At 69.0% G+C, this 23,844-nt stretch carries 18 protein-coding genes; 6 read left to right on the top strand and 12 right to left on the bottom strand.

The annotated features are described in order from the left end of the window. Window positions 1–3 precede the first annotated feature (3 nt). Entirely contained in the window at window positions 4–807 is an 804-nt protein-coding gene (locus tag PW843_01330) for a methyltransferase (protein MDE1145247.1), read from the top strand. 59 nt (window positions 808–866) lie between these two features. Further along, window positions 867–1,424, top strand: a complete 558-nt coding sequence (gene rfbC, locus PW843_01325; protein MDE1145246.1) for a dTDP-4-dehydrorhamnose 3,5-epimerase — start codon at window positions 867–869, stop codon at window positions 1,422–1,424. Here rfbC and PW843_01320 read toward each other — a convergent pair whose 3' ends face one another. The 12 genes from PW843_01320 to PW843_01265 all read right to left on the bottom strand — a co-directional run bounded on the left by PW843_01320 (window position 1,425) and on the right by PW843_01265 (window position 15,536). Further along, window positions 1,425–2,531: a glycosyltransferase family 4 protein gene (locus PW843_01320; GenBank protein MDE1145245.1), complete on the bottom strand. Its 1,107-nt coding sequence runs from the start codon at window positions 2,529–2,531 to the stop codon at window positions 1,425–1,427. A gap of 23 nt (window positions 2,532–2,554) precedes the next feature. Then, window positions 2,555–4,099, bottom strand: a complete 1,545-nt coding sequence (locus PW843_01315; protein MDE1145244.1) for a tetratricopeptide repeat protein — start codon at window positions 4,097–4,099, stop codon at window positions 2,555–2,557. 143 nt (window positions 4,100–4,242) lie between these two features. Next, window positions 4,243–5,178, bottom strand: a complete 936-nt coding sequence (locus PW843_01310) for a hypothetical protein (GenBank protein ID MDE1145243.1) — start codon at window positions 5,176–5,178, stop codon at window positions 4,243–4,245. Further along, window positions 5,175–6,773, bottom strand: coding sequence for a tetratricopeptide repeat protein (locus PW843_01305; protein MDE1145242.1), 1,599 nt, complete (start codon window positions 6,771–6,773; stop codon window positions 5,175–5,177). The genes PW843_01310 and PW843_01305 overlap by 4 nt, the downstream gene beginning before the upstream one ends. Before the next feature lie 18 nt (window positions 6,774–6,791). Beyond that, window positions 6,792–6,977 carry a hypothetical protein gene (locus tag PW843_01300; GenBank protein ID MDE1145241.1) on the bottom strand — a complete coding sequence of 62 codons (186 nt, stop codon included), beginning with the start codon at window positions 6,975–6,977 and terminating at the stop codon, window positions 6,792–6,794. Between the two features lie 125 nt (window positions 6,978–7,102). Next, on the bottom strand, window positions 7,103–7,426 hold the full coding sequence (locus PW843_01295) for a hypothetical protein (GenBank protein MDE1145240.1): 324 nt from the start codon (window positions 7,424–7,426) through the stop codon (window positions 7,103–7,105). Window positions 7,427–7,549: 123 nt separating this feature from the next. After that, complete coding sequence (locus PW843_01290) at window positions 7,550–9,163, bottom strand: sigma-54 dependent transcriptional regulator (GenBank protein ID MDE1145239.1); 1,614 nt, start codon at window positions 9,161–9,163, stop codon at window positions 7,550–7,552. 186 nt (window positions 9,164–9,349) lie between these two features. Further along, window positions 9,350–10,294, bottom strand: coding sequence for a peptidylprolyl isomerase (locus tag PW843_01285; protein ID MDE1145238.1), 945 nt, complete (start codon window positions 10,292–10,294; stop codon window positions 9,350–9,352). A gap of 93 nt (window positions 10,295–10,387) precedes the next feature. Then, entirely contained in the window at window positions 10,388–10,909 is a 522-nt protein-coding gene (locus PW843_01280; GenBank protein MDE1145237.1) for a spore coat protein U domain-containing protein, read from the bottom strand. A gap of 145 nt (window positions 10,910–11,054) precedes the next feature. Beyond that, window positions 11,055–12,011: a spore coat protein U domain-containing protein gene (locus PW843_01275; GenBank protein ID MDE1145236.1), complete on the bottom strand. Its 957-nt coding sequence runs from the start codon at window positions 12,009–12,011 to the stop codon at window positions 11,055–11,057. 101 nt (window positions 12,012–12,112) lie between these two features. Next, window positions 12,113–14,674 (bottom strand): fimbria/pilus outer membrane usher protein, encoded by a 2,562-nt coding sequence (locus PW843_01270; GenBank protein ID MDE1145235.1) that lies wholly within the window; start codon window positions 14,672–14,674, stop codon window positions 12,113–12,115. 85 nt (window positions 14,675–14,759) lie between these two features. Then, entirely contained in the window at window positions 14,760–15,536 is a 777-nt protein-coding gene (locus PW843_01265; protein ID MDE1145234.1) for a fimbria/pilus periplasmic chaperone, read from the bottom strand. A gap of 271 nt (window positions 15,537–15,807) precedes the next feature. Between PW843_01265 and PW843_01260 the strand changes: the two genes are divergently transcribed. The 4 genes from PW843_01260 (at window position 15,808) to PW843_01245 (ending at window position 23,832) form a co-directional block, all read left to right on the top strand. Continuing rightward, window positions 15,808–16,230, top strand: a complete 423-nt coding sequence (locus PW843_01260) for a hypothetical protein (protein ID MDE1145233.1) — start codon at window positions 15,808–15,810, stop codon at window positions 16,228–16,230. A gap of 660 nt (window positions 16,231–16,890) precedes the next feature. Next, window positions 16,891–18,498 carry a hypothetical protein gene (locus tag PW843_01255; protein MDE1145232.1) on the top strand — a complete coding sequence of 536 codons (1,608 nt, stop codon included), beginning with the start codon at window positions 16,891–16,893 and terminating at the stop codon, window positions 18,496–18,498. After that, a complete protein-coding gene (locus tag PW843_01250) occupies window positions 18,392–19,489 on the top strand; it encodes a hypothetical protein (protein MDE1145231.1) in 1,098 nt (365 codons plus the stop codon). The genes PW843_01255 and PW843_01250 overlap by 107 nt, the downstream gene beginning before the upstream one ends. After that, window positions 19,417–23,832: an autotransporter domain-containing protein gene (locus PW843_01245; protein ID MDE1145230.1), complete on the top strand. Its 4,416-nt coding sequence runs from the start codon at window positions 19,417–19,419 to the stop codon at window positions 23,830–23,832. Before PW843_01250 ends, PW843_01245 begins: the two co-directional genes overlap by 73 nt. Window positions 23,833–23,844: the final 12 nt, after the last annotated feature.

The raw sequence follows: 23,844 nt of genomic DNA, 5'->3' as shown, positions 1-23,844 counted from the left end.
CCGTTGCCCGTTTCCGCCAGCCCGTTGCCCGATCCACCGCCGGAGGGGGGCGAGCTGACGGAGGACGCGCTGCTGGGCGGTCGCGTACGCCTGCTTCAACCGGCCGCAGGGTATCGCGCCGCCATCGATCCGGTGCTGCTGGCGGCGGCCACCCCGGCGCGCGAGGGCCAACGGGTGCTGGATCTGGGCTGTGGCGCCGGTGCCGCCACCTTCTGCCTGGCGGCGCGCTTGCCCGGCGTGCAGATCGCGGGGCTGGAAATCCAGGAGGCGGCGGCAGGCCTGGCCCGGCGCAACGCCCACCTGAACGGCGTGGCCGACCGGGTGGCGATCACCGTGGGTGACGCTGCCCAGGCGCCGGCGCATCTGCCGCCGGGTTCCGATCCCGACCTGGTGGCCGCCCGGTTCGACCACGTCATGACCAATCCGCCTTTCTATCCCGGTGGGCGGCATACCCGCTCACCCAGGGGGGCCAAGGCCCTGTCGCATGGCGAGGGCACGGCCGATCTCGCCACCTGGGTCGCCGCCGCCGCCCGCCTGCTGGCGCCGCGCGGCATGCTGACCATGATCCACCGCGCCGATCGGGTGGATGAGATCCTGGCCCGCCTGGCCGGGCGGTTTGGCGCGGTGGTGCTGTTCCCGCTCTGGCCCCGCGCCGGGGCGGAGGCCAAGCGGGTGATCATCCAGGCCCGCCTGGGGGCCCGTAGCCCGGCCCGCCTGCTGCCCGGCCTGGTGCTGCACGGCGAAGGGGGGCGCTACACGCCCGGGGCCGACAGGGCGCTGAGCGGTGGGGCGGCCCTGGACATCTGACGGTCGCCAGCGTATTCCGGGCGCGACGACGCCTTTATTTATGCGGGGATGGTTACAGCATGGAAGTGAAGCGCCTGGAAATCGATGGCCTGGTGATGGTGAAGCCGCGCCGCTTTGGGGACGAGCGTGGCTGGTTCACCGAAACCTGGACCGCCGACAAACACGCGGCGGCGGGCATTGCCGGTCCCTTCGTCCAGGACAACCAGTCCATGTCCCGCATTCCGGGCACGGTGCGCGGCCTGCACTTCCAGTTGGCGCCGGCGGCACAGGGCAAGCTGATTCGCGTCGTCCACGGCCGTATTCTGGATGTGGCGGTGGATTTGCGCGCCGGTTCCCCCACCTACGGCCACCACATCGCGGTCGAGCTGGACGATGTTGACGGCTGGCAGCTGTGGGTGCCCGCGGGTTTCGCCCACGGTTTCTGCACTTTGGTTCCGGACACGGAAATCGCCTACAAGGTGACCGCACCCTACAGCCCGGCGCATGACCGGGGCCTGCTGTGGAACGACCCGGCGCTGGGCATCCAGTGGCCTGATTTCGCCGGCGCGGTGCTGTCGGACAAGGATGGCAAGCAGCCCACCCTGGCCGAGATCGGCACGCCGTTTCCGGTGGCCTGATCAGGGCCTGATGAGCTTGGCCAGGGCCGCCGTCAGCCGGGGGCCCAGCACCGCCAGGTCATAGTCGCGGGCGACCAGGGCCTGGCCGGCCGCCGCCAGCCGCCGGCGCAGGTCCGCGTCGGCGCGCAAGGCGGACAGCGCCCGCACCCAATCCTCCGGGCTTTCCGCCCATAGGCCGGTGGCGCCGTCGGTGACGATGCGGCGGTTCTCCCCCACGGGGCTGGCCACCACGGCCTTGCCCGCCGCCATGTACTGCAGCAGCTTGAAGCCGGACTTGCCCTGGGCGAAGGCGGTGGGCGCCAGGGGCATGATGCCCGCGTCCACCCCGGCCAGCGCTGCGGCCTCTCCCGTCTCGCTCCAGGCGATGAACTCCTCCGGCACGCCCGGCAGGTTCACTGGTGCCGATCCGATGGTCACCAGGGTCAGGGGACCGGTCGCGGCCACGTCCGCCAGCGGGCCGGCCAGCGCCTCCAGGTATCGCGCCGACGACGGCGTGCCGATCCAGGCCACGCGGAAGCCGCCTGTCGGTCTCGGCGGCGCGGATGCGCTGCGATAGCGCGCCAGATCCACCGGTGTCGGCAGGCGCAGCAGGGCGCGGGCGCGGGCGCCGGTGGCCCAGTCGGCCAGCGTCTCGTTGGCGACCACGGTCAGGGCGGCACCCGCCACCAGCCGTTCCAGCTTGTCGCCCAGCAGTTGGCGCAGGGGCGCCAGGCGGTGGCCGGCATACCGCAGATGCCAGGCGTCGTCGAAGTCCAGCACATAGGGCCGCCCCCGGAACAGGCCCCGCTCCAGCGCCGCCGGCAACCAGGGCAGCGCCTCCTTCTCGATCCACAGCAGCTCACCGCCGCCACGTGCCAGGGTGGACAGGCGGCGGCGGTAATGCCCCGCCAGCGCCAGGCGATCGACGCCCTGGCCCGCATACAGGCGCGCCAGATAGGCGTCGTCGAAGAACGGCACCGTCGTCACCGTCAGGCCGGCATCTGCCAAGTAGGGCAACAGGTCGAAGAAGCGCAGCCGGCTGCTGGCGCCCAGCCGGTCATAACGGGGCAGCGCCAGGATGCGACCCGGGGTGGCTCCCCCGGGTACTGACGTGGGGTGCGGGGACATGGCGGCGGGTATCGGCCGTTGCCTCAGCCCTTGCGGGCCACGGCCAGCAGGCGCTCCGGCCCGTCAGCGGCGACGGGGGCCAGGGACACCACTTCCAGCACCGTCAGGCCGGCTTGGCGCAGGGCGTTCTCCACGTGGTCGCGCCGATGCAGGTAACGGCCGTTTTCCTTCAGCGTCACGGCGGCGGCCCAGGGCTCCGCCGCATCCACGACGATGGCCAGGGTGCCGCCCGGCAGTAGGGCGCCGGCGGCCACCGTGGCCAGGGGCGCCAGGTCGCCCACATAGTTGGCGATGTCGGTGGACAGCACCAGGTTGGCGCTGTCGGCCGACCGTTCCAGCGCCACGGTGAAGTCGCCGTGCAGCAGATGGTCGTACTGGCCGCCACGGGCCGCCGCCTGGATGGCGGTGGTTGAGGGATGGACGCCCACCAGGGTGGCGGCATAGGGCTTCAGCAGGGGGGCCAGGGCACCCACGCCGCAGTCGATCTCCACCACGTTCAGGGTGCCGGCGGCGGGCCCCAGGTGACGGGCCAGGGTCGCGGCCAGGGGGGCGGTCAGCGGCGCCACCAAGGCCGCCACCGCCTGCTCCGTCAGCACGGTGGCCTGGGCGTCATGCAACTGTTCCAGATAGGCGGGATCGGCGCGGGGCGGCACGGGCGCCAGGCCCAGGGCCGCCTCCGTATGGGTCAGGATGGGCGTGGTGCCTGCGCCCGCTCGCCACTTGGCGACCAGGGCCTGGGCAGCCGTGCCATTGCCGCCGGCCTGCAGGGCCGCCGCCACCTGGGCGGCCTCCAGCTCGGCGGAGACGGGTGGTTCCGGCCGGTCCAGGGCCTTTTGCACGGAGGCCGCGGCCTCCGGCAGATGGCCCAGGCCGCGCAGCGCGGTGGCGCGGCCGACATGGGACGCCGCCTCGAACGGGCGCAGCGCCGCCAGGCGGTCGAAGGCGGACAGCGCCTCCTGGTACTGCCCGGCCTCGTTCAGCACCAGGCCCAGATTGCTGTGCGCCTGCGCCAGGTCCGGCTGGGCCTGGGCGGTGGCCCGCAGATAGTCCAAGGCATCGCCGAGCCGGCCCAGGCGGCGGAGCACCAGGCCCAGGTTGGCGGCGGCTTCCACATAGGTGGGGCGCGCTTCCAGGGCGTTGCGATAGTGCTGCTCGGCGATGTCCAGGTGGCCGGCGTCCTGGAACAGGGTCGCCAGGTTGAAATAGGCCTCCGCCAGCATGGGTTCGCGTTCCAGCGCGTCCACGTAATGGCCGGCGGCCTCATGCCCCAGGCCCAGGCGCTGGCAGGCAGCACCCAGGTTGAAGCGATAGATGGGATTGTCCGGGTCCAGGGCCACGGCCATGGCGTAGGCGGCCTTGGCGGCGTCGTTGTCCTGCTGGCGTTCCAGGGCCATGCCCAGGTCGGCGCGCAGGCCGGCATCGTCCGGCCGCAGGGCCACGGCCTGGGTCAGCAGCATGGCGGCATGGGCGTTGTCGCCTGTTTCCAGCGCCGTCAGGCCCTCGGCCTGCAAGGTCAGGGCGGCGATGTCTTCCGGGGTGGCGGGCGTGCTGTCGTTCGTGTCGCTCATGCTTCCTCCGCCGGGGTGGCCTGTGGCGCCGGCCTTGCTACTCTTGTGCGCAGGATAGGGTTCGCCGCCGCTGATGGATAGAGGCAAGATCGCTCCCTAACCCTGAGATTCCGCGCTTCTTTCATGCCCTGGTCAAATTCCCGTCAAGGCTGTGCGCCGGTCAGCAGGCCGTGGCGGGCCAGGGCGGCGCCATGGCGGTCGACATGGTCATGCAGCAGCCCCGTCTGAAAGGCGCGCAACGCCGGATGACGCAGGATGCGGAAATAGCCCGCCAGCGATTGTCGCCCCACCTGCACGCGGCCGTCATAGACGTCCATGAACCAGTGGCGGGCGGCCGTGCAGTGCACCAGCCGCACCGGCCGGCCCCGCACCTGGAAGCCGTCGGTGGTCTGGGTGATCAGCGGCAGGGCGTGGTTTTGTGGCTGCCATTCCCAGGGATCCAACAACAGCGTCCGGCCGGCGTACCCCCAGCCGGGTCCATGCGCCAGCAAGGCCATGACGTTCTGTTCGAACAGCGGATGGGGCACCAGGCCGCGGCTGCGCCGGTCCCAGTCGGCCAGCAGCGTGCGCGACCGGCACAGCCAGAAACCGACGCTGAGATAGGGGGCGGCCGGGTCGGCGGCGCTGTCGGCCAGCAGGGCGCGGAAGGGCGCCATGGCAGTGCCGCCCTCGTCCATGGCGGCCACGTCGCCCAGGGTCAGGCCGTTGATGTCGGTGGTCAGAGCGATGTCGGCATCCGCCGCGACCAGGCGATCCCACAGATCGCCCATGACGGTGGCGTCCAGGCCGGTCACCAGCATATCGGCGTCGATCCAGCACAGTCCTTGCCACGGCAGATCGCCGACGTAGGCCAGGATGGTGGCCTTCTTGGCATAGGGATGCAGGCTGGCCGGCACGCTGGCCGGCCGGGGCAGCAGTTGCCCGCGTTCCGCCAGGTAATCGCGCTGCCCCGGGGCCAGGCCATAGTCGCAGACCATCAGCCGCTGGCCCGGCAGGCGGCGTTCAAAGCTTTCCAGCAGGAACAGGGTGGTGGCGAAATAGCGCCGGTCGGCCCCGGTGATGTAGAGGATGTCGCTCATGGCGGGGTTTCCGCCAAGGCCGCGGCCGTCCAGTCGGGCCAGGCGTCGCCATGCGCCAGGCGGAAGGCCGGGTACCAGGGGGTGGCTTCAAGGCCCGCCGCCGGCCAGCGCCAGTCGGCATCGGGTGGCACCAGCACCACGCCGGCCCGTCCCAGGCCGCCGGCCACATGGGCCAGCAGCCCCGCCGGCAAGGCCACGGCGTCCAGGGCCGCCAGCGTCGCCGCCAGGGCGGCCCAGCCCTCAGGCGCATCGGCGCCGGGCAAGGCCAGGGGAACGGCCGTGGCGCCGGGGGGCAGTGGGGGCAGCGGCCCATGCGCCGCCACGCCGATCCGCCGGCCTTCCGGCGGGGTGGGCGCCCGCACATCGGCGGGGGCCGCCAGATAGGGCCCCGTCCAGAAGGCGGCGCCATCCCATAGCTCCAACCGGTCGGGCAATTCCTGCAGGGGGATTTGCAGGTCGCCCGCCGCCTCATCCCGGCCGCGCGTCGCCACGGCGATGCCGGCTAGCGCCTGGCCCGGCCCGGTGGGCAGCAGGGCGGCCCAGCCGGGCGGCACCTCCACCCGCACGTCGGCGCCCAGGTCGCGCAGCGCGGGCAGCAGGCGGGCCAGGTGGGGCAGGGCCGCCCCATCGGCCTCATCCCAGACCAGCAGGCGGCGGCCGGCGATGTCCTGATCCGCCCGTTCCCACAGGGGGATGCCGCCGAAGCGCCGGGTGGTGGCGGGCTGCATCCAGCGCCAGGCCAGATCCGCGAAGCCGTCGCGCCAGGCGCCCAGCCGCAGGCAGGCCTCCGCATGCGCCAGGCGGGCGGCGGCGTGGGCGGACTCCAGCGCCAACGCGCGGGCGTGGTGGTCCCGGGCGCCGGCAACGTCGCCCCGCGCCTGTCGCAGCCGGCCCAGCAGATGGTGGTGCGTGGCGTCCATGGCCACGGCGGCCGCCACGGTATCCAGCAGGCCCGCCGCCAGGTCGGGCGCGTGGGGGATCAGCAGTTGGGCCCGTAGCCGGTGGGCGGCGGCGTTGGCCGCATCAGGCGGGGGCAGGCCGTCCAGCAGGGCCAGGGCCTCGGCCACCCGTCCCCGGCGGACCAGCAGGCGGGCCAGGCCGGTACGGACGCCCAAGTCGACGGGTGCGGCCTCAAGCAGGGCGCGGTATTGGCCTTCCGCCTCCGCCACGGCGCCGGCTGTCGCCAGGCTTTCCGCCAGCGCCAGCCGGTTGGCGGGCGTCAGGGGCAGGCCGCGCCCGTCAGCCTCCAGCCAGGCTTCCAGGGCACGGTCGGGTGCGCCGGCCTTGGTGTGCGCCTCGGCCAGGGCCGCCAGGCCCCGGGCCAAGTTGGCGGCGATGTCGGGCACGCCGGATGAGGCCGGCTGGTCATGGGCGCGGCGGATCAGGTCGATGCCGGCGGTCAGGCGGGCGATGGCGGGGACGGCTACGGCGGTGGCCCGTTGCAGGGTCAGGACCCCCAGCAGGTGCAGGGCATCCAGCTGGTCCGGCACCTGTTCCAGGATGGCGGTGTAATGCTGTTCCGCCGCATCCAGGCGGCCGGCGCCATGATGGGCCACGGCGGCGGACAACACCTCGGCCAGGGATTGCCCGCTCAACGCGCGTGCCGGGCCGGATCAGACGCTGAGATCGACCATCTGGCCGCGCCCGTCGCTGGGGGCCGGGCTCTGCCCGGTCAGCAGGGCGGTGGCGACAGAGGCCTCGGCATCCGTGGTCTGCTTCAGGGCGCCGACCTGGAACTGGGTGCGGGCCTGCAACAGGGTAGCGGCGGTGGCGTTGGCGGCCTGACTGTCGATCTGCATCACAAAAACTCCAAACAGGCCGTCATTCGCGGGAAAGGGCGATCACAGGAATGCGAACGACGATTTGTTCGCAGTATCGCGCCGATTGGCTCCCGCCTCAAGCCTGGCGTTCGGATACAGGCGTTTCAGCTGAGCGAGCTCATGATGCTGAAGCACAGCTGATCGCCCTGGGCGTGCAGGGTCTTCAGCGCGTCCTTGGGCAGGGGGATGCGCTTTTCCCGGCAGTACGCCACGATCAGGCGGGCCAGCTGGTAGGATTCCACCTGGATCTCTTCCCGCCCGCCGCCGGCGGCGAGATCGCTGGCCAGTTTCACCGTGGGCGGCGGCCCTTCCACCACCTGGATGCCGGTGATGCGGCGGCTGGTGTCGAAGCCTTCCAGCGGCACCGTCTGGAACACCAGCTTCAACTCGTCATTGGAAAAAATGATGTGCCGGATTTCGGTGATCATCGCTGTCTCTCAGTCGGGGCCGACCAAAGGCCCCTCAAAACGCCGGGCGCCGGCATCCGCCGGCTTGGCTTATCCTTGGGTTCAGCGGTCGCGCTGGCGGCCCTAAAAACCTGCGGCCTGATATCAGGCCGTGGCGCGCTTCTTCTGGCGGCGCCGGTAGATGGTGCAGGGGTTGATCTCCAGCAGCGCCGCGGCGCGGGTGATGTTGCCCTGGCAGAGGCGGATGGCCTCCTCGATCGTCTCCTCCTCCACCATCCACAGCGGGCGGATCCGCCGCTCGGGATTGGGGTCGGCATCGTAACCGTGTGCACCCATAGGGGCGCCGGGATGGATGTCCGGAATGGGGCCGGTCCAGCTGGCGCCGGACGTGCGCTGTCCGCCACCCAGGGCCATCCCGCCCATGGACACGCCACCGGGCGCCGGCACCAGGCTGGGCGGTGCCATGGGGCCCGATCCGGCCAGGTTGGCGGGCGGTGGCGGGGTGAAGGGGAAGGGCATGGGGCCCGCCATTGCCGACCAGCGCGGGTCGTTCAACAGCGGCGGGACGATCATGGTGGGCTTGTTCAGCGGCGGCGGCAGCATGAAGGGCTGGATGACGGCGCCGTCGTTCAGCACCACCACGTTGCGCACCACGTTCAGCAACTGGCGCACGTTGCCGGGCCAGGCGTAGGTGCGCATGATCTCCTCCGCCTCCTCGCTGAAGCCGGTGAAGGACTTGCGTTCCTCCTGCGTGTACTTGGTCAGGAACTCGCGCGCGATCAGCAGGATATCCTCGCCGCGGTCGCGCAAGGGCGGCAGTTCGATGGAAATGACCTGCAGGCGATAGAACAGGTCCTCGCGGAAACGGCCGGCCTGCACCTCGGTGAAGGGATCGCGGTTGGTGGCGCAGACGATGCGCACGTCCACCGCCTCCGCCTTCTCGCTGCCCACCTTCTTGACCATGCCGGTCTGCAGGAAGCGCAGCAGCTTGGCCTGCAGCGACAGGTCCATCTCGCCGATTTCGTCCAGGAACAGCGTGCCGCCGTCGGCCTGCAGGGCGGCACCGGCATGATCCGTCGTGGCGCCGGTGAAGGCGCCCTTCACATGGCCGAAGATCTCGCTTTCCATCAGGTCTTTGGGGATGGCGGCGCAGTTCACCGGGATGAAGGGCCGGCCGGTACGGGGGCTGCGGCGGTGGATGGCCTCCGCACACACTTCCTTGCCGGTGCCGCTTTCGCCGGTGATGAACACGGTGGCCTTGGACGGGGCCGCCGCCTCGATCATGCGATAGACGCCGCGCATGGCGGGTGAGATGCCGACGAAGCCCAGATAGCCCAGCGGATCTTCGACCGGTGCCGCCGGCGGCGCCGCCTCCAGCACCTTTTCCCGTTCGGCCAGCGCTGTGGCCATGGCCTGGCGCAGGCGCTCCGTCCCGGCGGGCAGCAGCAGCACGTCCACGGCGCCTGCGCGCATGACGTCCACCGCCACCTGGACCGAGCCTTGCGCCGTCAGGGCCACCACCTGCGGTGCCTTGGCATCGGCCTTCAATTCCCGCAGAAGGTCCAGCCCGCTACCGCCCGGCAATTGCAGGTTCAGCAGCACCACGTCGGCCGGCGCCTCCGCCAGGGCGCGCCGGGCTGCCGGGCCGGTGTCCACCACCTGCAGCGCCAGACCATCCTTGCGCAGGGCCTGGGTGTAGGCCGCCGCCAGCGACGGCGTGGGTTCGACGATCAAGACGCGGCGCGGACGGGTTTCCATGAAGCGGGCGCTTTCGGGGATTCTAAGGCGCCAGGACCACCCCCTCCTTTGGAGAGGGGTGGTTACGGGCCCGGGGCGGTTGGCATTGCAGCTTGCAATATTTCAAGTAATTTCTTCGTTAAGTCAACGCGGACCTTGCAGGATGCAATGCCGCATCCTGGGCCCCGACCTGTTCTTTCGGTCAGGTCAGTGGCTACCCGCCTTCCCATCATCTCCCGATCGCACAGGCAACGGCACGTTGCAGACGTCGACGTGGCCGGCCGGCACGGGAAAGAATTCTTCCCGCCGGTTCCGGCGCGCCTCGACATAGGCCGCCCAGGTGGGCGTGTCGGTGCGCAGGACCAGCAGCTTTTCGCGCTGCTCGGGGGGCAAATCGCCGGCCAGGGTCACCTTGGTGATGGGCGGGCGCTCCTTGGGATCGTCATAAAAACCCATGGTGGCACGGCCGCGCGGCAGGCCGCTCAGCAAGTCCATGCCGCGCAGCACGCGGCCGACCACGGTGATGTTGCGGTCCAGGTGGCGCGGGGCCTGGCCGATGACGGCGTACAGCTCCGCCCCGCTGCCGCTGTCCAGGGCCATGTCGCGGCCCACGCCCACCATGCCGTAGCAGTGGATCAGCCAGGCCTCATGATTCTTGGAGTCGCGCGCCGTGGGGAAACCCTGGGTAAAGCCCGCCTCCGGCGCGTAGGTGTCACGGTCGGGCAGGGGGGTGAAGGGCAGCTTGGCCACCGTGGCCCCGCGCACCACGAACTCCGGCGCCAGCTTGGTCTGCGCCGTCTTCGGCGTGCGGGTGTTGTCGGCGTCGCCCCATTGGGTGACGTAGTTGTCCTGCACCCGGTCGATGGCCAGGCCATCGAACCAGCCCTCGCGCGCCAGCAGGCGCAAATTGGCGACGTGCGCCGGGGCGAAGGCGGGCGCCAGCTCGATGATCACCCGGCCCTGGGGCAGGTCCATGTACAGCAGGTTGGCCGGGTCGGGCTCGCGCCAGTCGCCGGGGCTGGACGCGGCCAGCACTTCCGAGGCGATGGGGCCGGTTTTGGCGGCCGGCTTTTCGGCGGCATGGGCCACATTGGACAGGGCCACACAGGCCAGGGCCACGGCCCAGCGGGCGGGCAACATCGGACGACGCATCGCTTCCCCTCATTATCGTCCGGCCCCCCGCAAGGGGCCGGCATCAGGGGGTCAGGATCGGGGCGGTATCAGCGAAAGCGCAAGCGTTTTCGCTTACTTGGCGGCGATGGAGACGGTGACCGTGTCCTGGTAGTGGCCCGCGACGGCTTGGGCGTTACCCGGCAGGCTGACGGCCAGGGTGCCCTGGCGGTTTTGCGTGGCGGTGGTGCGGTCGGCGGTCAGGGTGCCGGTCTTGCTGGCGGTGTTGCTGTCGTAGGTCAGGTTGTAGGGCACCGACGTGGTGGTGGTGCTGCTGCTGCTTTTCAGCACGCCGCTGTTGGCCGACGCGACGGAGACGGTATAGCCGTTGCCGGCGTTGCACTGCTCCGTCACCGAACCCACGGTCAGGCTGTTCTGCCCGTTGACCAGGTCCAGGGTGGCGTTGCTGTCGGTGACCGACACGGTGCAGACGGTGGCGACGGTGGCGCTGAGATGGATGGTGCCGCTGCTGCCGTCGGCCCAGGCGGCCGAGGCCCACAGGCTGGATGCCAGCGCCAGGGTGGCGGCGACGGTCAGGGCCAGGCAGACGCCATGATGGTGGGTGCCATGGGGGGTGGGGTACGAAAGATGGGACATTTCAGTCTCCCAAGGGGGCGTCCCCTTTCGGGCGTCCCTGTCGGTGATGATAGGGAACCGCCTTGTGCGGTCCCTTACGCTGGATCAATGAGGGTCAAATGGGCCGGCCCCACGCTTGATCCAGCGCCATGGTACACCGCAAACGTTAATTGGCGGTGACCGTCATCAGAAGATAATCCGTGTAGGTGCCGGCGATCACCTTGGTGACGTCGCCCATGACGATGACGAAGGTGTGCCGGTCCAGGCTGGAATAACTGTAGTAGTTCAAGGTGGCGGTGCCGCTGGACGATATGCCCCTGCCGTCCACCGTCATGCTGTAGGGGATGCGGGTGTTGGCGGCGCTGTTCACCATCTGCCCGCCGTTCTGCGACTGCACCGTGACCGTGTAGCCGGTGTTGCCCGCCACCTCCAGGTCGAAGCTGCGGCTGGCGCCGGTGGTCAGTTCGCCGAAATCCACGTTGGCGGTGGCGGCCCCCAGCGTCGTGCGCAGGCCGCCGACATTGATGGTGGCGGAGACGGAGGTGCGGACGGTCGTCCGCACCTGGACGATGGCGGTGTCCATGATGGCGACGATGGTGCCGGCGCTGTTCAGTTGGTACAGCGTCACCGTCACCTGGTCGAAGTAGTAGGACGATCCCACCAGTTGCCCCGCCGGCACGGTGCTGTAGAAGCCCAGGGTGGCGGTCTGGCTGTTGCGGCCGTTGCTGACCGACCCGGTGATCAGGTTGCTGGTGTTTCCCGTGCTGCTGTCACCCACCCGCTGGGTCAGCGCGGCGTCCTTGTACAGATCATAGGTCAGCCAGTTGCCGGTCAGGCCCAGCATGCGCCGGGTGCTGCCCCACAGGCCGGTGTCGATGCCGATGCCGAAGGTGCAGTTGCTGCCCGCCAGATACTGCACCGTCACCGTGTTGTATGTGGGCGGCAGCAGGCTGGCGAAGGGGTCGTAGCTGCTGACCGGCGTCACCTGCGACAGGCCGGTCAGCTGGGCGTAGCAGGACTGGGCCGCCCGCGCTGGCAGGGCCGCCCCGCACAACAGCAGGAAAAGGATCAGCAGCGCCCAGGGGCGGAGGCGGGGGGCGAAGTGGCGGGGCGGCTGTCGCATGGTGTTCAAAATAACGGCCTCATCGCCGGGACGCACCCGGGCAAGCGGATGGGCCGGAAGGCGGCCCGTTCCATCTTTACGCAAGAAGCGTTCCGCGCCGCTCATGGTTTGTCTTTTGGCGGGGCGCCGGCCAGGGGAACCAGATGCACCTCGCCCAGGGGCAGGGCGCCCTCCGCCCCGCGCGGCACGGTCACCGGGATGGGTTTGTGCGCCACGCCGTTCAGGGTCATCACCCAATCGCCCGGCCGGACGCCTTCGACGCGGAAGCGGCCCTTGCGGTTGGTGAAGAACGGCACCTCCGCATTGGCCTTGGCGTCCTTTCCGCCCGGCGCCGGCTTGCCGTCGGCCCGGCGCAGGGTCCCGGCGGCCAGGACCAGGGGTTTGCCCTCCGCATCCAGCAGCGCGCCTTCCAGCGACACGGTGGCGTCGGTGCCGATGGGCACCAGCGTGCCGGTATGGTTGCCCGGCACCACGGCGGGCCGGTCGTTGCCGATGTCATAGCCGATGGGCGCGTCCGGCACGTCCAGCAGCAGCGGCCGCACCAGGTAGGCGGAGATGTTGGGCACCACCGGCGGCCCCAGCCAGTCGCTGGACGACAGGTAATGGCCCGTCACCGGGTCCACGCCCACCTCCTCGTCCGCGATGCGGGGGTGGGGGACCACCATGGCGAAGCTGTTGGTCACCGGCCGGGTGACGCCCACATGCCCATCGGCGAAGACCAGGCCGGTGGCGAAGTTCAGGGTCGTGCGTTCATCATTCTCCACCGGTCCGCCGACGGTCGACAGGCGCTGGCTGTAGTCGTGGCGCACCGACGCCTCGAACCGGTCCATGGTGTAGCCGATGGTGCCGTTGGCCTGGTAGGTGCCGGTGGTGTTGATGGCGTCCAGGTCCAGGTTCCAGCTGTCAGTGGGCCAGGGGTCCTGGTAACGCCAGTCCAGTTCGCGCTGGCGGGTCAGGGTGTCCACCGTCAGGCCGGCGGACTGCACGCCGTCGCCGAAGGTGTAGCGGAAGGCGACATAGGCGCTGTTGTCGGCCTCACCCGTCACGGTGTTACGGGCGCGGCTGAGCGTGAATTCCAGGGTGGCGTGGCGGCCGAAGCGGCGGCGGAAACCCAGATCCACCGAATAGCCGTCGATCTGGCTGGGGTCGCGCACCAGCTGATAGCGGCCGCTCAGGGTGGCGGTCAGATCCTCGTCCAGCGGCTGTCCCAGCCGCGCCGACAGATCATAGGCCACGGTGTTGCGGGCGGGGATGGTGCCCAGGCTGGTATAGCCGCCCGACCGCCAGGCGCCCTGGGCGGTCAGGGTGCGCTGCTGATAGAACGCCTCTTCATTGGTGTAGTCGCGGTAGGTCAGGTCCAGGGACGCGCCCCGCGACGCGCCCAGGCTGGCGCCCGGGTCGATGCCGATGGTGCCGATGCCGGTGACGAACAGGGCTTCCGCCCCCAGCACCTGCTGGCTCTTGTCGGCCTGCAGGCTGGCGCCCACGGTCAGACTGTCGGTGATGCCCTGGCGGTGATATCCCGAAAATGTGGGGCGGCTCTGGTCATAGATCAGGCGGTCGCTGCCGGTGGTGTAGGGCACCCCCACGGTGTAGTTGAACTCCGACACCCCGGCCGCCAGCAGTTCGGCGTCGAAGAAAAAGGGGAAGTCGATGGTCTGGGTGCGGCCGAAGGCGTCGGTGATGCGCACCTCCACATCGTTGGTGCCCGACGTTCCCGGAAAGTCCGACAGGGACACCGGCCCCGCCTCTTCCCGGAACACCCGGGTGGGGCGGCCGTTCACCAGCACCTCCACGGTGGAGGGTGAGTCCAGGACGAAGTTCTGGCTGCCGGTCGGCTGGATGGCGCGGTAGGGCTGCAGGGTGTAATTGCGGGCGATGGACAGGCCGGCCAGCGGGCGGTTGGTCTGGATGCCGGTGATGGAATAGTCCAGGTCGCCGGCCTGCAGGCGCACGGCGTCATCGGGGAAATCGCGGATCAGGCGGGCGGGGCCGCGCATGAAATGGTGGCTGTACTGTTCCTGGTACTCCCCCTCCCATTCATAGGACCAGCCGTCGATGTTGCCGCCGCCGTCCAGGCCCAGCAGCAGGGGCTGGCGGTAGCCGCCGCTGTCGGTGTCGGGCTGGGCCAGGAAGATTTGCGCCGCGCGCAGATTGACGTAGGAGGCGACGTCCGCCGGCTCCAGCACCTGGTAGCCGTCGGCCGCGTTGGCGCGGTTGACCACAGTCAGCGACCGCTGGGCGCGCAGGGCCGGCGGCACCGCCACCGCCAGGGTCAGTTCCTTGGCGTCGAACGCCAGGCTGATGGCGTCGCCCTTGCCGTTGGCGACCAAGGCGCCGATCTTGCCGAAGCCGTCGGGGCCGGCCAGGGCCTTCAGGTCGCTGAGCGCCTTGGGCTGGACGAAGTCGCGCAGCAGCAGGGCCAGGCGGTTCAGATCCACCTGGGTGTCGGCCGGGTCCGGGGCCACCTTGGCCGGCACCTGGCCCATCTCCCGCCCCTCCACCTTCACCGGCAGGTCCAGGGTGGTGGCCTTCTCCGCCTTTTTCTTCTTGCCGAAGGTCTTCTCGAACAAATCCTCGCTGCTTTGGCTGGCGGTGGGGGATTGCGCCTTCACGGATGGGGCGGACAGCAGCAGGGAAAACGCCGCGCACAGGGCGAACACGAACACGCCCCGGCGTGATCGGCCGGGGCGGTGTTGCGAATCCGGTAAGGGGTGCTGGCGTGACGGTTGCACCGCCGGCCTCGTGTCAGGGCACGGACAGGGTCACGGTGGCCGGGCCCTGGGGCAGGTCGGCCGGCCATGGTATGTGGAAGCGGCGCGTGACCCCCGCCAGCACGTTCTCACCCACCATGCCGGTCAGCTGTTCCTTGCGCAGGGTGACGGTCTTGCCCCCCACCTGCGCCGTCAGTTCCAGGTCGCGCATCACCTGGCGCGAGGCGCCGTCGTTGCGCACCACCACCTCCATCACCGTGCCGGTGGCGGGTGCGATGGCCGGCTTCGGCTCGGCCGACACGACGGTCAGCTTGGGCTTGGCGCCTTCCGGCACGACGTAGAGCGAGGCCACGTACTTGACCAGCAGCTTGACCTGTCCGCCCTGGGTGGGGGTTTCGCCCAGATCGATGGGCAACTGCTCCGCCACCAGGCGGAAGGGCAGTTCCTTGGCCGGCTTGGGGTCGCCCACCCACTGCACGCGGATGGATTGGTTCTCGCCCGGCTTCAGGATGATCTGTTCGGGGAAGATGGCGAAGCTGTCCTCCACGTCGGTCAGGATGTCCTGGCCATCCTGGTCCATGCCGCGGGCCATGACCTTCACGTCGATGGCCACCGGATCCTTGCCGTCATTCTCCACCCGGAAGATCTGGGTGGCGCCGCGGCCGCTGGGCTCCATGTCCATTTCGATGGGCACCAGGCGGAAGGATGCCCGGGCGGCCTGCATCGGTACCAGGCCGGCCAGGGCCAGCAGCAGGATGGCCAGCGGGGCCAGATGCCGCCGGGGATTGGGAATTCGGAAGATTGCCGACATGCGAAGCCGCCCGCGTCTTTTGAAAGTGTTCACGTCTTTTACGGCACCGAATTGGGCGGTGCCGCCGCCCCGATCCTCTATTCCTTAAGAGTGGGCAGCGTCGCGCCAACCATACCCAGATGTTGGCGGTGTTGCATCCGCTTCCGCGCCATCTTCGCGCGAATTATTTCGGGTGTGATGCTAATACCGGCAGGGTAATCCTGGTCAGCGCGGCGACGCTGCGGTAGAGGTTGGGTTCTCTACTTCACCGACGATCTTCGGTACGACCGCCATGGCCATTCTTTTCGTCGCGCGCAGCGCCGGCTTCTCCAAATGGGCGTCCGACGTCGGCCTGCCCAAGAACATCTTCAAGGTGGGCGTGGCCGATGACGCCGACGCCGTGGCGGCCGCCATCGCCGCCGGCTGGGGCGGGGAGACGGACTGGGCCCTGGTGAAGAAGGTCGACGCGGGCGACCTGACGGAGGAAGAGGCGCTGGAGCGCCTGGCGGCCAAGGAAAAGCCGGTGGACCCCAACTATTATCCCCGTTTGAAAGGGGCCGCCGGCATCTTCAAGCTGACGCCCACCATCGTCGGCAACCACATGATCATCGCCCGCGCCATGGCCGGTAATGAAAGCCTGGATTTCAAGCTGAAGGTGGTCGACTACGCCAACTACCTGATCCAGTTCGCCCAGCCGCCCAAGGCGGCGGATTGATTGGGGTAGGGCGAAGTGCCGCATCCGGCCTCACGGCGGGGCTTGTAATCCACACTTCAAAATCCGGCGCGTCATCGCCTAAAACGCGATCCAGGCGGCGCCATTACCAAGCGCGCGCTCCGGTAAACATCGGATATTCAGGGTCTTCCTTGCCCAGCCGTGCGTTATTGAGCACCCGCCGTTACGCAGCCTGATGGGCAGGCAAATAAGAAATCAATGATTTGAAGAAAAGATTTGCCGTGCCAACTGGTTTGCGGGGGACGGTTGCCATCTTCTGAGCCATATCCCCTTATCCAGAACTTCGAAAGTTACGTCCGCTGCCATTGCTTCGCAAAGGTTGCCCTTATTTGATTATGTGGCAAACGACGAGAAAATTTCCAATATAAATTCCATATTAACGGCCATTAACGCTGATAAGCGTCCGCAAATTATCACATTTCGTCACTTTAAGACTTCAGCATCGGCATTTATGTTTGTTAACCACATATGAAATTTGAACATTCTTCACATGGCGCCCCTTCATCAACTTGACGACATACCCCTAAATCAGTAGAGAATTTGCTTAAATGCTACGGTGGTAATCGAGCCGCCGCGGCGGTTGGGCATTGGGGGGCGTGGTCTGGCGCCGCCCCGGAAATAAAGCTGAAGGGGCTATAAGCTATGGTTGGGACTGTCGAAACGATGGGCGCCGCCCGTCGTCGTGATCGCGCGCGCGCTCTTCTGGCCGGCTCCTCCGCCCTGGCCATCGTCACGGTCCTGGCGGCCGCGGGGGCCGCCCGGGCGGACACCACCATTTCCAGCCCCACCACCATCCAGGTGGCGAACCCGTCCTCCGGCAACGTCACTGTCTCCCCGGGCGGCAGCATCATCGTCGGCGGCAGCACCGCGGTCGTGAATTCCGGCACGCTGGGCAGCATCAGCAATAACGGGCTGATTTCCGGCACCTTCAGTGGTGTGGGCCTGCGGAGCGGGTCCAGCATCGGCACGCTGGTCAATGCGGCCGGGGGCGCCATCGCCGGTGCCGGTACCGGTCTTCTCGTCAGCGGCAGCGCTGGTTCGATCATCAACAGCGGCACCATTTCCGGCGGCAATTATGCCGCCGTGTCCGTGCTTCGCGCGGGTCGGGTCGGGGTACTGTCAAATGCCGGCACCCTGGTAGGGGCCTCCCTGGGGATCAGTACAGACGGGATCATCCAAACCCTGACCAATACCGGCACCATCAGCGGCAGCCTGGGCATCCTGAACTTCGCCTTTGCCACGCTGGCGTCCATCGGCGGGGCTCCGGTATCGGTGACATTGGGCACCGTCGCCCAGGCCTATAATTCCGGCCTTATCGCGGGGGTCCAGGCCGGCTTGGCCAACGGCGCCGTCATCGGCAGCCTGGCCAACGACGGCCGCATCACCGGTAGTGGCGTCGCCGGCCTGGACAATTCCGGCAATCGCAGCAACGTGGTGTCGGGTAGTGGCGCCGGTGTCACCCCCGTGGGCGGCACCATCGGCACCCTGGTCAACAACGGCACCATCAGCGGCCTGCTGGGCGGCGTGCTGAACACCGTGACCAGCGGCAGCATCGGCACGCTGAACAACAGCGGCCTCATCATCGGCACGGACCACGGCACCACCAGCGGCCATTTCGGCGGCGTCGACAATGCCGGCACCATCGGCACCCTGGTCAACACCAGCTTCGTCGGCACCCTGGGCACCATTCCGGGCACGATCGAGGGCGTGTGGGGCGTCCGCAACAGTGGCAGCATCGGCACGCTGAACAACAACGGCATCATCAAGGGCGACCTGCGCAGCGGCGTTTATTCCTCCGGCACCATCGGCCAGCTGTACAACAACGGCGGCGCCGGCATCATCGGTGACGCCAGCTCCTACGGCCTGGTGATCGGCACCAATGCCGGCGCCGGCGGCAAGCTGGGCACGCTGACCAACTACGGCCTCATCACCGGCGGTTCCGGCCTGGGCGTGCAGGGTAACCTTTCCACCGGCGCCCTGGTGACCAGCATCACCCAGCTGACCAACGGTTCCATCGCGGGGACCGTCGGCTCCATCATCGCCACCGGCGGCACCGGCCCGGGTGTCGGCATCCAGAACGTGCTGGCGGTCATCGGCTCCATCTCCAACGCCGGCGTCATCCGGGCCAGCGGCACCGCCGTGGGTGTCAATAGTCGCCATCGGCATCGAGAACGGCGGCGGCATCATCGGCACGGTGTTCAACACCGGCTCGATCTCCGGCGTTGTCGGCATCAGCAACGAACCCAATGACCTGACCCAGCAGACCAACGGCACGGTCGGCGGGCCGATCACGGCCATCATCGGCACCATCGGCCTCATCCAGAACAATACCGGCACCATCACCGCCTCCCGCACGGGCATCGTCAACGCGGGCGTCATCGGCACGCTGAACAACTACGGCGTCGTCACCGGCGGCAGCGGTGCCGGCTTCGCCAACTACGGCACGTTCAGTCGGGGCGTCTCCAATACCGTGTCCAACGCCTCGTACAGCACGGCCGCCATCAGTGGTGGCCACCTGGGCACGCTGGCCAACGGCGGCATCCTCAGCGGCCTGGAAGGCGGCGTGGTCAACCCCGGCAGCATCGGGGCCATCGTCAACGGCACCGTCGGCACCATCCTCAGCACCGACCGGGTTTCGACCGATGTCCACCAGGGTGGTGTGGAAAACACCGGCACCATCAACAGCATCACCAACAAGGGCTACATCGCCGGCTGGTGGGGCGTGCGCAACGCCGGCGGCCTGCTGGTCACCATGGCCAACAGCGGCACCATCAAGGGCACCGACCGCAGCGGCGTCTACAACTGGGGCAGCATCAGCTCGCTGGTGAACCTGGCCGGCGGTGTCATCAGCGGCGTCACCTACGCCTATGGCATCGTCAACGGCACCAACCTCACCGGCGCCGGCGGCATCGGCACCATCAGCAACACCGGCACCATCGTCGGCGGTTCCGGCATCGGCAACAACAGCTCCAGCGCCACCCTGCACCCCAGCATCGGCACCATCCTCAACACCGGCCTGATCCTGGCCCAGGGCGGCACGGTCAACGGGGTGCCGACCCCGGGCGTGGGCGTTCAGAACGTCTACGGCACCATCACTTCCATCACCGCCAACGGCACCGGTGCTGCCGGTACCGGCAGCATCATCGCGGGTGTGGCGCCTCCAACGGCATGTACGTCGCCATCGGCATCGAGAACGACGCCGGCACCATCGGCACCATCCGCACCAACGCCACCGCCCTGATCAGCGGCAGCATCGGCATCTCCAACGAAGCCGAGATCGTGCCGTTACAGATCAACGGCACCAGCACCATTTACGGCGGCCGCATCAGCGGTTACGTCGACTACATCAGCAACGTCGGCGGCACCATCCGCGGCGTCACCGCCGGCATTGCCAACAGCGGCGCCATCGGCAAGGTGACCAACACCGGCACCCTGATCGGCACGGGCGGGTTCGGCCTGGAAAACGCCGGCACCATCGCCTTCCAGACGCTCACCACCGTGGGCACCGTCGTCTCCAACACCACCAATGTTTTCGCCCTGGGCGGCACCATCGGCACGGTGTTCAACAGCGGCACCATCCAGGGTGTCAGCGTCGGCCTGGCCAACCTGTCGACGGACAGCACCATCGGCCTGGTGGACAATGCCGGGCTGATCACCGCCGCGACCACGGGCACCATCCGCAACTACGGCATCGACAATCTGGGCACCATCGGCACGTTGCTGAATGAGGCCGCCGGTACCATCACCAGCACCTGGTATGGCGTGCGCAACAACAACGTCCTCGGTACCCTGGACAATTCCGGCCAGATCCTGGGTGGCCAGCGCATGGGCGTCTACAACCAGGGTGGCGCCATCGCCAGCCTGGTCAATGAGGCCACCGGCACCATCACCGGCAACACCATCTCCTACGGCCTGCTGAACAACACGGGCGGCCTCTACGGTGGCGGCACCATCGTCAGCCTGGTGAACAACGGCCAGATCCTGGGCGGCACCGGCCTTGCCAACGATGGTGGCCAGGGCACGGGCACGGCGACGCTGCACAGCACCATCGGCACGCTGGCAAACAATGGCGTGATCGCCGGTATCGTCAGTGCCACGGCGCCGGCGGCGGGCGTGCAGAACATCAACGCATTGATCGGCACCCTCGTGAACACCGGCTCCATCTTTGGCGCCGGCACCTACACCCTGGGCAACGGCGTGACCATGGGCGCCCTGGGTATCGACAACGCCGGCACCATCGGCACGCTGGTGAACAGCGGCGGGATCGCCGGCGTGACCGGCGTCCTTAATGAAGTTGCGTTCGTCGGGGCCGGCACCGTCGCCAGCACCATCGGCCAGTTGTCCAACAGCGGCACCATCACCGGCAGCATCGTCGGCGTTGCCGATGCCGGCACCATCCTGGCGCTGGTCAACACCGGCACCATCACCGGCGCCACCGGCGTGGCGGCCGACGCCGTCATCGTGGTGGGCGGCAGCAGCACGGCGGTCGCCACCGTCATGTCCGGTTCCATCGGCACCCTGACCAACAGTGGTCTCATCAGCGGTGGCAGCTATGGCATCGATGTCGGCATCGGCACCATCGGCAGCATCCTGAACCTGACCGGCGGTACCATCACCGGCAGCGTTGCAGCCCTCACCATCGGCAGCACCGGCCTGCTGGGCACCCTGGTGAACCAGGGCGTGATCGCGGGCAACGTCATCAACGCCTCGGCCAACGACCTGACCATCGTCGGCGGTAGCGGCAGCCTGTACGGCACCTTCACCGGCCTGGGCGGTACGCAGGCGACCATCACCAACACGTCCAGCAACGTGGTGCTGGCCAGCGGCAACATCGCGCTGAACGACGCGGTGAATGTCGGGACCCACACCCTGACCAACACCGGCAGCGCCACCCTGCGGCTGGACACCATCGTCAGTGTGACGGGCAACTACGTCCAGTCGGGCTCGGGCGCCCTGCTGATCGGCGTGTCCTCGGCCAGCAGCTACGGCGGCCTGGCCGTCAGCGGTAATGCCGGCGTCAGCGGTGGTTCCGTCATCCTGAACACCAACGGCGACTTCGCCCTGGTGGACGGCCAGACCTACACCATCCTGGCGGCGGGCGACGCTGCGTCCTCCTACGCCGGCTATACCCTGGTGGCGCCGGGCCACAGCCTGACGGCGGCCACGGCCACCATCGGCGGCCTGACCGACCTGGTGATTACCATCGGTGATGGCGTCACCGGTACCGGCGGCTCGGGCTCTACCGACAGCGGTTCCGTGGGGACCATCGGTTCGGGCACGACCTCCACCATCGGCAGCGGCCAGACCATCACCGGAACCCAGACGGTCAGCGTCTCGTCCGGCGGTTCGCTGAACCTCACGGGCGTGGTCACCGCACCGGTGGCCGTCAGCGGCGGGGACGTGTCCGTGGGCAGCGGCGGCATCGTCAACACCTCTACCCCCATCCAAGTGTCCTCGGGCAGCCTGTCGGTGGCCAGCGGCGGCATCGTCGCCAGCGACCAGCCGCTGCAGGTCTCGGGCGGCAGCGTCAACGTCTCGGGTGTCGTGGCGGCCCCCGTCCAGGTGACCAGCAGCACCGCGACCGTGTCCATCGCCAGCGGCGGTGTGGTGACCCAGTCGGTCACGGCCAGTGCGGGCACCGTCAACGTGGCCGGCACCATCACCGCCCCGGTGACGGTCAGCGGCGGCAACGTCAGCCTGGCCGCCGGCGGCACCATCGTCAGCAGCCAGCCGGTGTCGGTGACCAGCGGCAGCCTGTCCATCTCCGGCAACGTCAACGCGCCGGTACAGATCACGGCCGCCGCCGTCTCCCCATCCCAGATCGCCACCGCCACGGCGGTGATGACGGTGGATGCCGGCGGCACCATCAGCCAGTCGGTCACGGTCGACAGCGGCAAGGTGTCGATGAACGGCACCATCACCGGCGACGTCTCCATCGGTTCCGGCGGCGCCCTGCGCGGCGCCGGCGTGGTGACGGGTGAGGCGACGGTGGCGGGCATCCTGGCGCCCGGCAACTCGCCCGGCACCCTGACCTTCACCAACGGCCTGACGCAAAGCCCCAACTCCACCCTGTCGATCGACATCGACGGCACGGGCACCGGGGCCGGCTACGGCAACTACTCCCGCGTCCTGGTGACGGGCGGCAGCTACATCATCGGTACCGGTGCCGTGCTGCAGCCCAACCTGCGCGGCATGTCGGGCAAGGCCACCAACACCTACACCCCCAGCCTGGGCACCGACTTCAATATCGTTCAGGCGGCCGGTGGCGTGTCGGGCAGCTTCGCCAGCATCACCCAGCCGGCGGCCGGCCTGTTGACGGGCACGCAGTTCAGTGCCGTGTACACCAGCAACGCCGTCGACCTGTACGTGACGCCGACCTTTGCCAAGCTGACCGGCGCCAGCGCCAACCAGCAGGCGGTGGGCCGGGTGGTGTCGGGCCTCAACGGGTCCGGCAACAGCGATTTGGGCACGGTGCTGAAGGCGCTGTACAGCGCGCCCACCATGGGGGCGTCGCTGGACGCGCTGTCGCAGATCGGCGGCTCAAGCCAGGCCAACATCGTCGCCTACAGCCTGACGCGCGGCTTGCAGGCGACGCAGGTGCTGGGCCAGCGCCTGGCGGCGGTGCGCGACGGCATGTCGGGGTCCATGCAGGGCACGATGCAGGCCGAACTGGTGGGCCGCACCCTCTACACCGCCGTCAGCAACGGCGATGGCGGGGCGCCGGTGCAGCAGGAGCGTGGTGCCTCGGCCGGGTCGGCGCTGCCGGAGGACGGCTGGCACTTCTGGGCGCAGGGCCTGGGGGCGTTCAACCGGGTGGACAGCGACGGCAATGCCGGCGGCGGCCACAGCAACACCGGCGGCGGCCTGTTCGGCGGCGACCGGGCCATGGCGCCGGGCGTGACGGTGGGCCTGGCCGGCAGCCTGCTGCAAAGCACCTCCGGCGGGTCGAACGAGACCGCCAGCTACGGCCTGTCGGCCTATGGCAACGTCGACCTGGGCGATGGCCTGTTCGTCACCGGCAACGCCGGCTACACCTACGACCAGTACGACACGTCGCGGACGATGAGCTTCGGCGGCCTGACGCGCACGGCGGTGGGCAGCGCCTCGGGTGGTGAGGTCAACGCCGGTGTGTCGGCGGGCTACCGGGTGCGGGTGTCGAACCTGACCCTGGAGCCGCAGGCGGGCCTGCAATGGCTGCGGGTGTCGCGCGACGGCTTCACCGAGACGGGGGCGGGTGCCTTGAACCTGGCGGTGGATGAACTGGACACCACGGCGCTGCAAAGCAGTGTCGGCGGCCGGGCGTCGGCCAACTGGACGACGGAAGGCGGCACGGTGATCACGCCGACGGTGCGGGCGGCGTGGGTGCACGACTTCCGCGACCGCGCGTTGACCAGCGAGGCCTCGCTGCTGGGCAGTGGCTTCGCGGTGACCGGTCCCGACACCGGCCGTGACGGCCTGGCCATCGGCGGCGGGCTGACGTTGCAGGAAGGGCGCAACCTGAACCTCTACGCCAACTACGACGGCACCCTGCGCCGGGGCGAGACCGACCATGTCTTCACCGCCGGCTTCCGCCTCAGCTGGTAAGGACGGGAAAGG

The sequence above is a fragment of the Azospirillaceae bacterium genome, assembly GCA_028283825.1.
In the GTDB taxonomy this organism is placed as follows: domain Bacteria; phylum Pseudomonadota; class Alphaproteobacteria; order Azospirillales; family Azospirillaceae; genus Nitrospirillum.
This window is presented reverse-complemented; position numbering and strand designations above follow the sequence as displayed.

Coding starts and splice junctions, on each gene's coding strand:
- PW843_01295 (MDE1145240.1), bottom strand. CDS start 7,426: ATGATCACCGAAATCCGGCACATCATTTTTTCCAATGACGAGTTGAAG.
- PW843_01315 (MDE1145244.1), bottom strand. CDS start 4,099: ATGAGCGACACGAACGACAGCACGCCCGCCACCCCGGAAGACATCGCC.
- PW843_01320 (MDE1145245.1), bottom strand. CDS start 2,531: ATGTCCCCGCACCCCACGTCAGTACCCGGGGGAGCCACCCCGGGTCGC.
- PW843_01290 (MDE1145239.1), bottom strand. CDS start 9,163: ATGGAAACCCGTCCGCGCCGCGTCTTGATCGTCGAACCCACGCCGTCG.
- PW843_01255 (MDE1145232.1), top strand. CDS start 16,891: ATGGTTGGGACTGTCGAAACGATGGGCGCCGCCCGTCGTCGTGATCGC.
- PW843_01280 (MDE1145237.1), bottom strand. CDS start 10,909: ATGTCCCATCTTTCGTACCCCACCCCCCATGGCACCCACCATCATGGC.
- PW843_01300 (MDE1145241.1), bottom strand. CDS start 6,977: ATGCAGATCGACAGTCAGGCCGCCAACGCCACCGCCGCTACCCTGTTG.
- PW843_01310 (MDE1145243.1), bottom strand. CDS start 5,178: ATGAGCGACATCCTCTACATCACCGGGGCCGACCGGCGCTATTTCGCC.
- rfbC (MDE1145246.1), top strand. CDS start 867: ATGGAAGTGAAGCGCCTGGAAATCGATGGCCTGGTGATGGTGAAGCCG.
- PW843_01260 (MDE1145233.1), top strand. CDS start 15,808: ATGGCCATTCTTTTCGTCGCGCGCAGCGCCGGCTTCTCCAAATGGGCG.
- PW843_01265 (MDE1145234.1), bottom strand. CDS start 15,536: ATGTCGGCAATCTTCCGAATTCCCAATCCCCGGCGGCATCTGGCCCCG.
- PW843_01275 (MDE1145236.1), bottom strand. CDS start 12,011: ATGCGACAGCCGCCCCGCCACTTCGCCCCCCGCCTCCGCCCCTGGGCG.
- PW843_01285 (MDE1145238.1), bottom strand. CDS start 10,294: ATGCGTCGTCCGATGTTGCCCGCCCGCTGGGCCGTGGCCCTGGCCTGT.
- PW843_01245 (MDE1145230.1), top strand. CDS start 19,417: ATGTACGTCGCCATCGGCATCGAGAACGACGCCGGCACCATCGGCACC.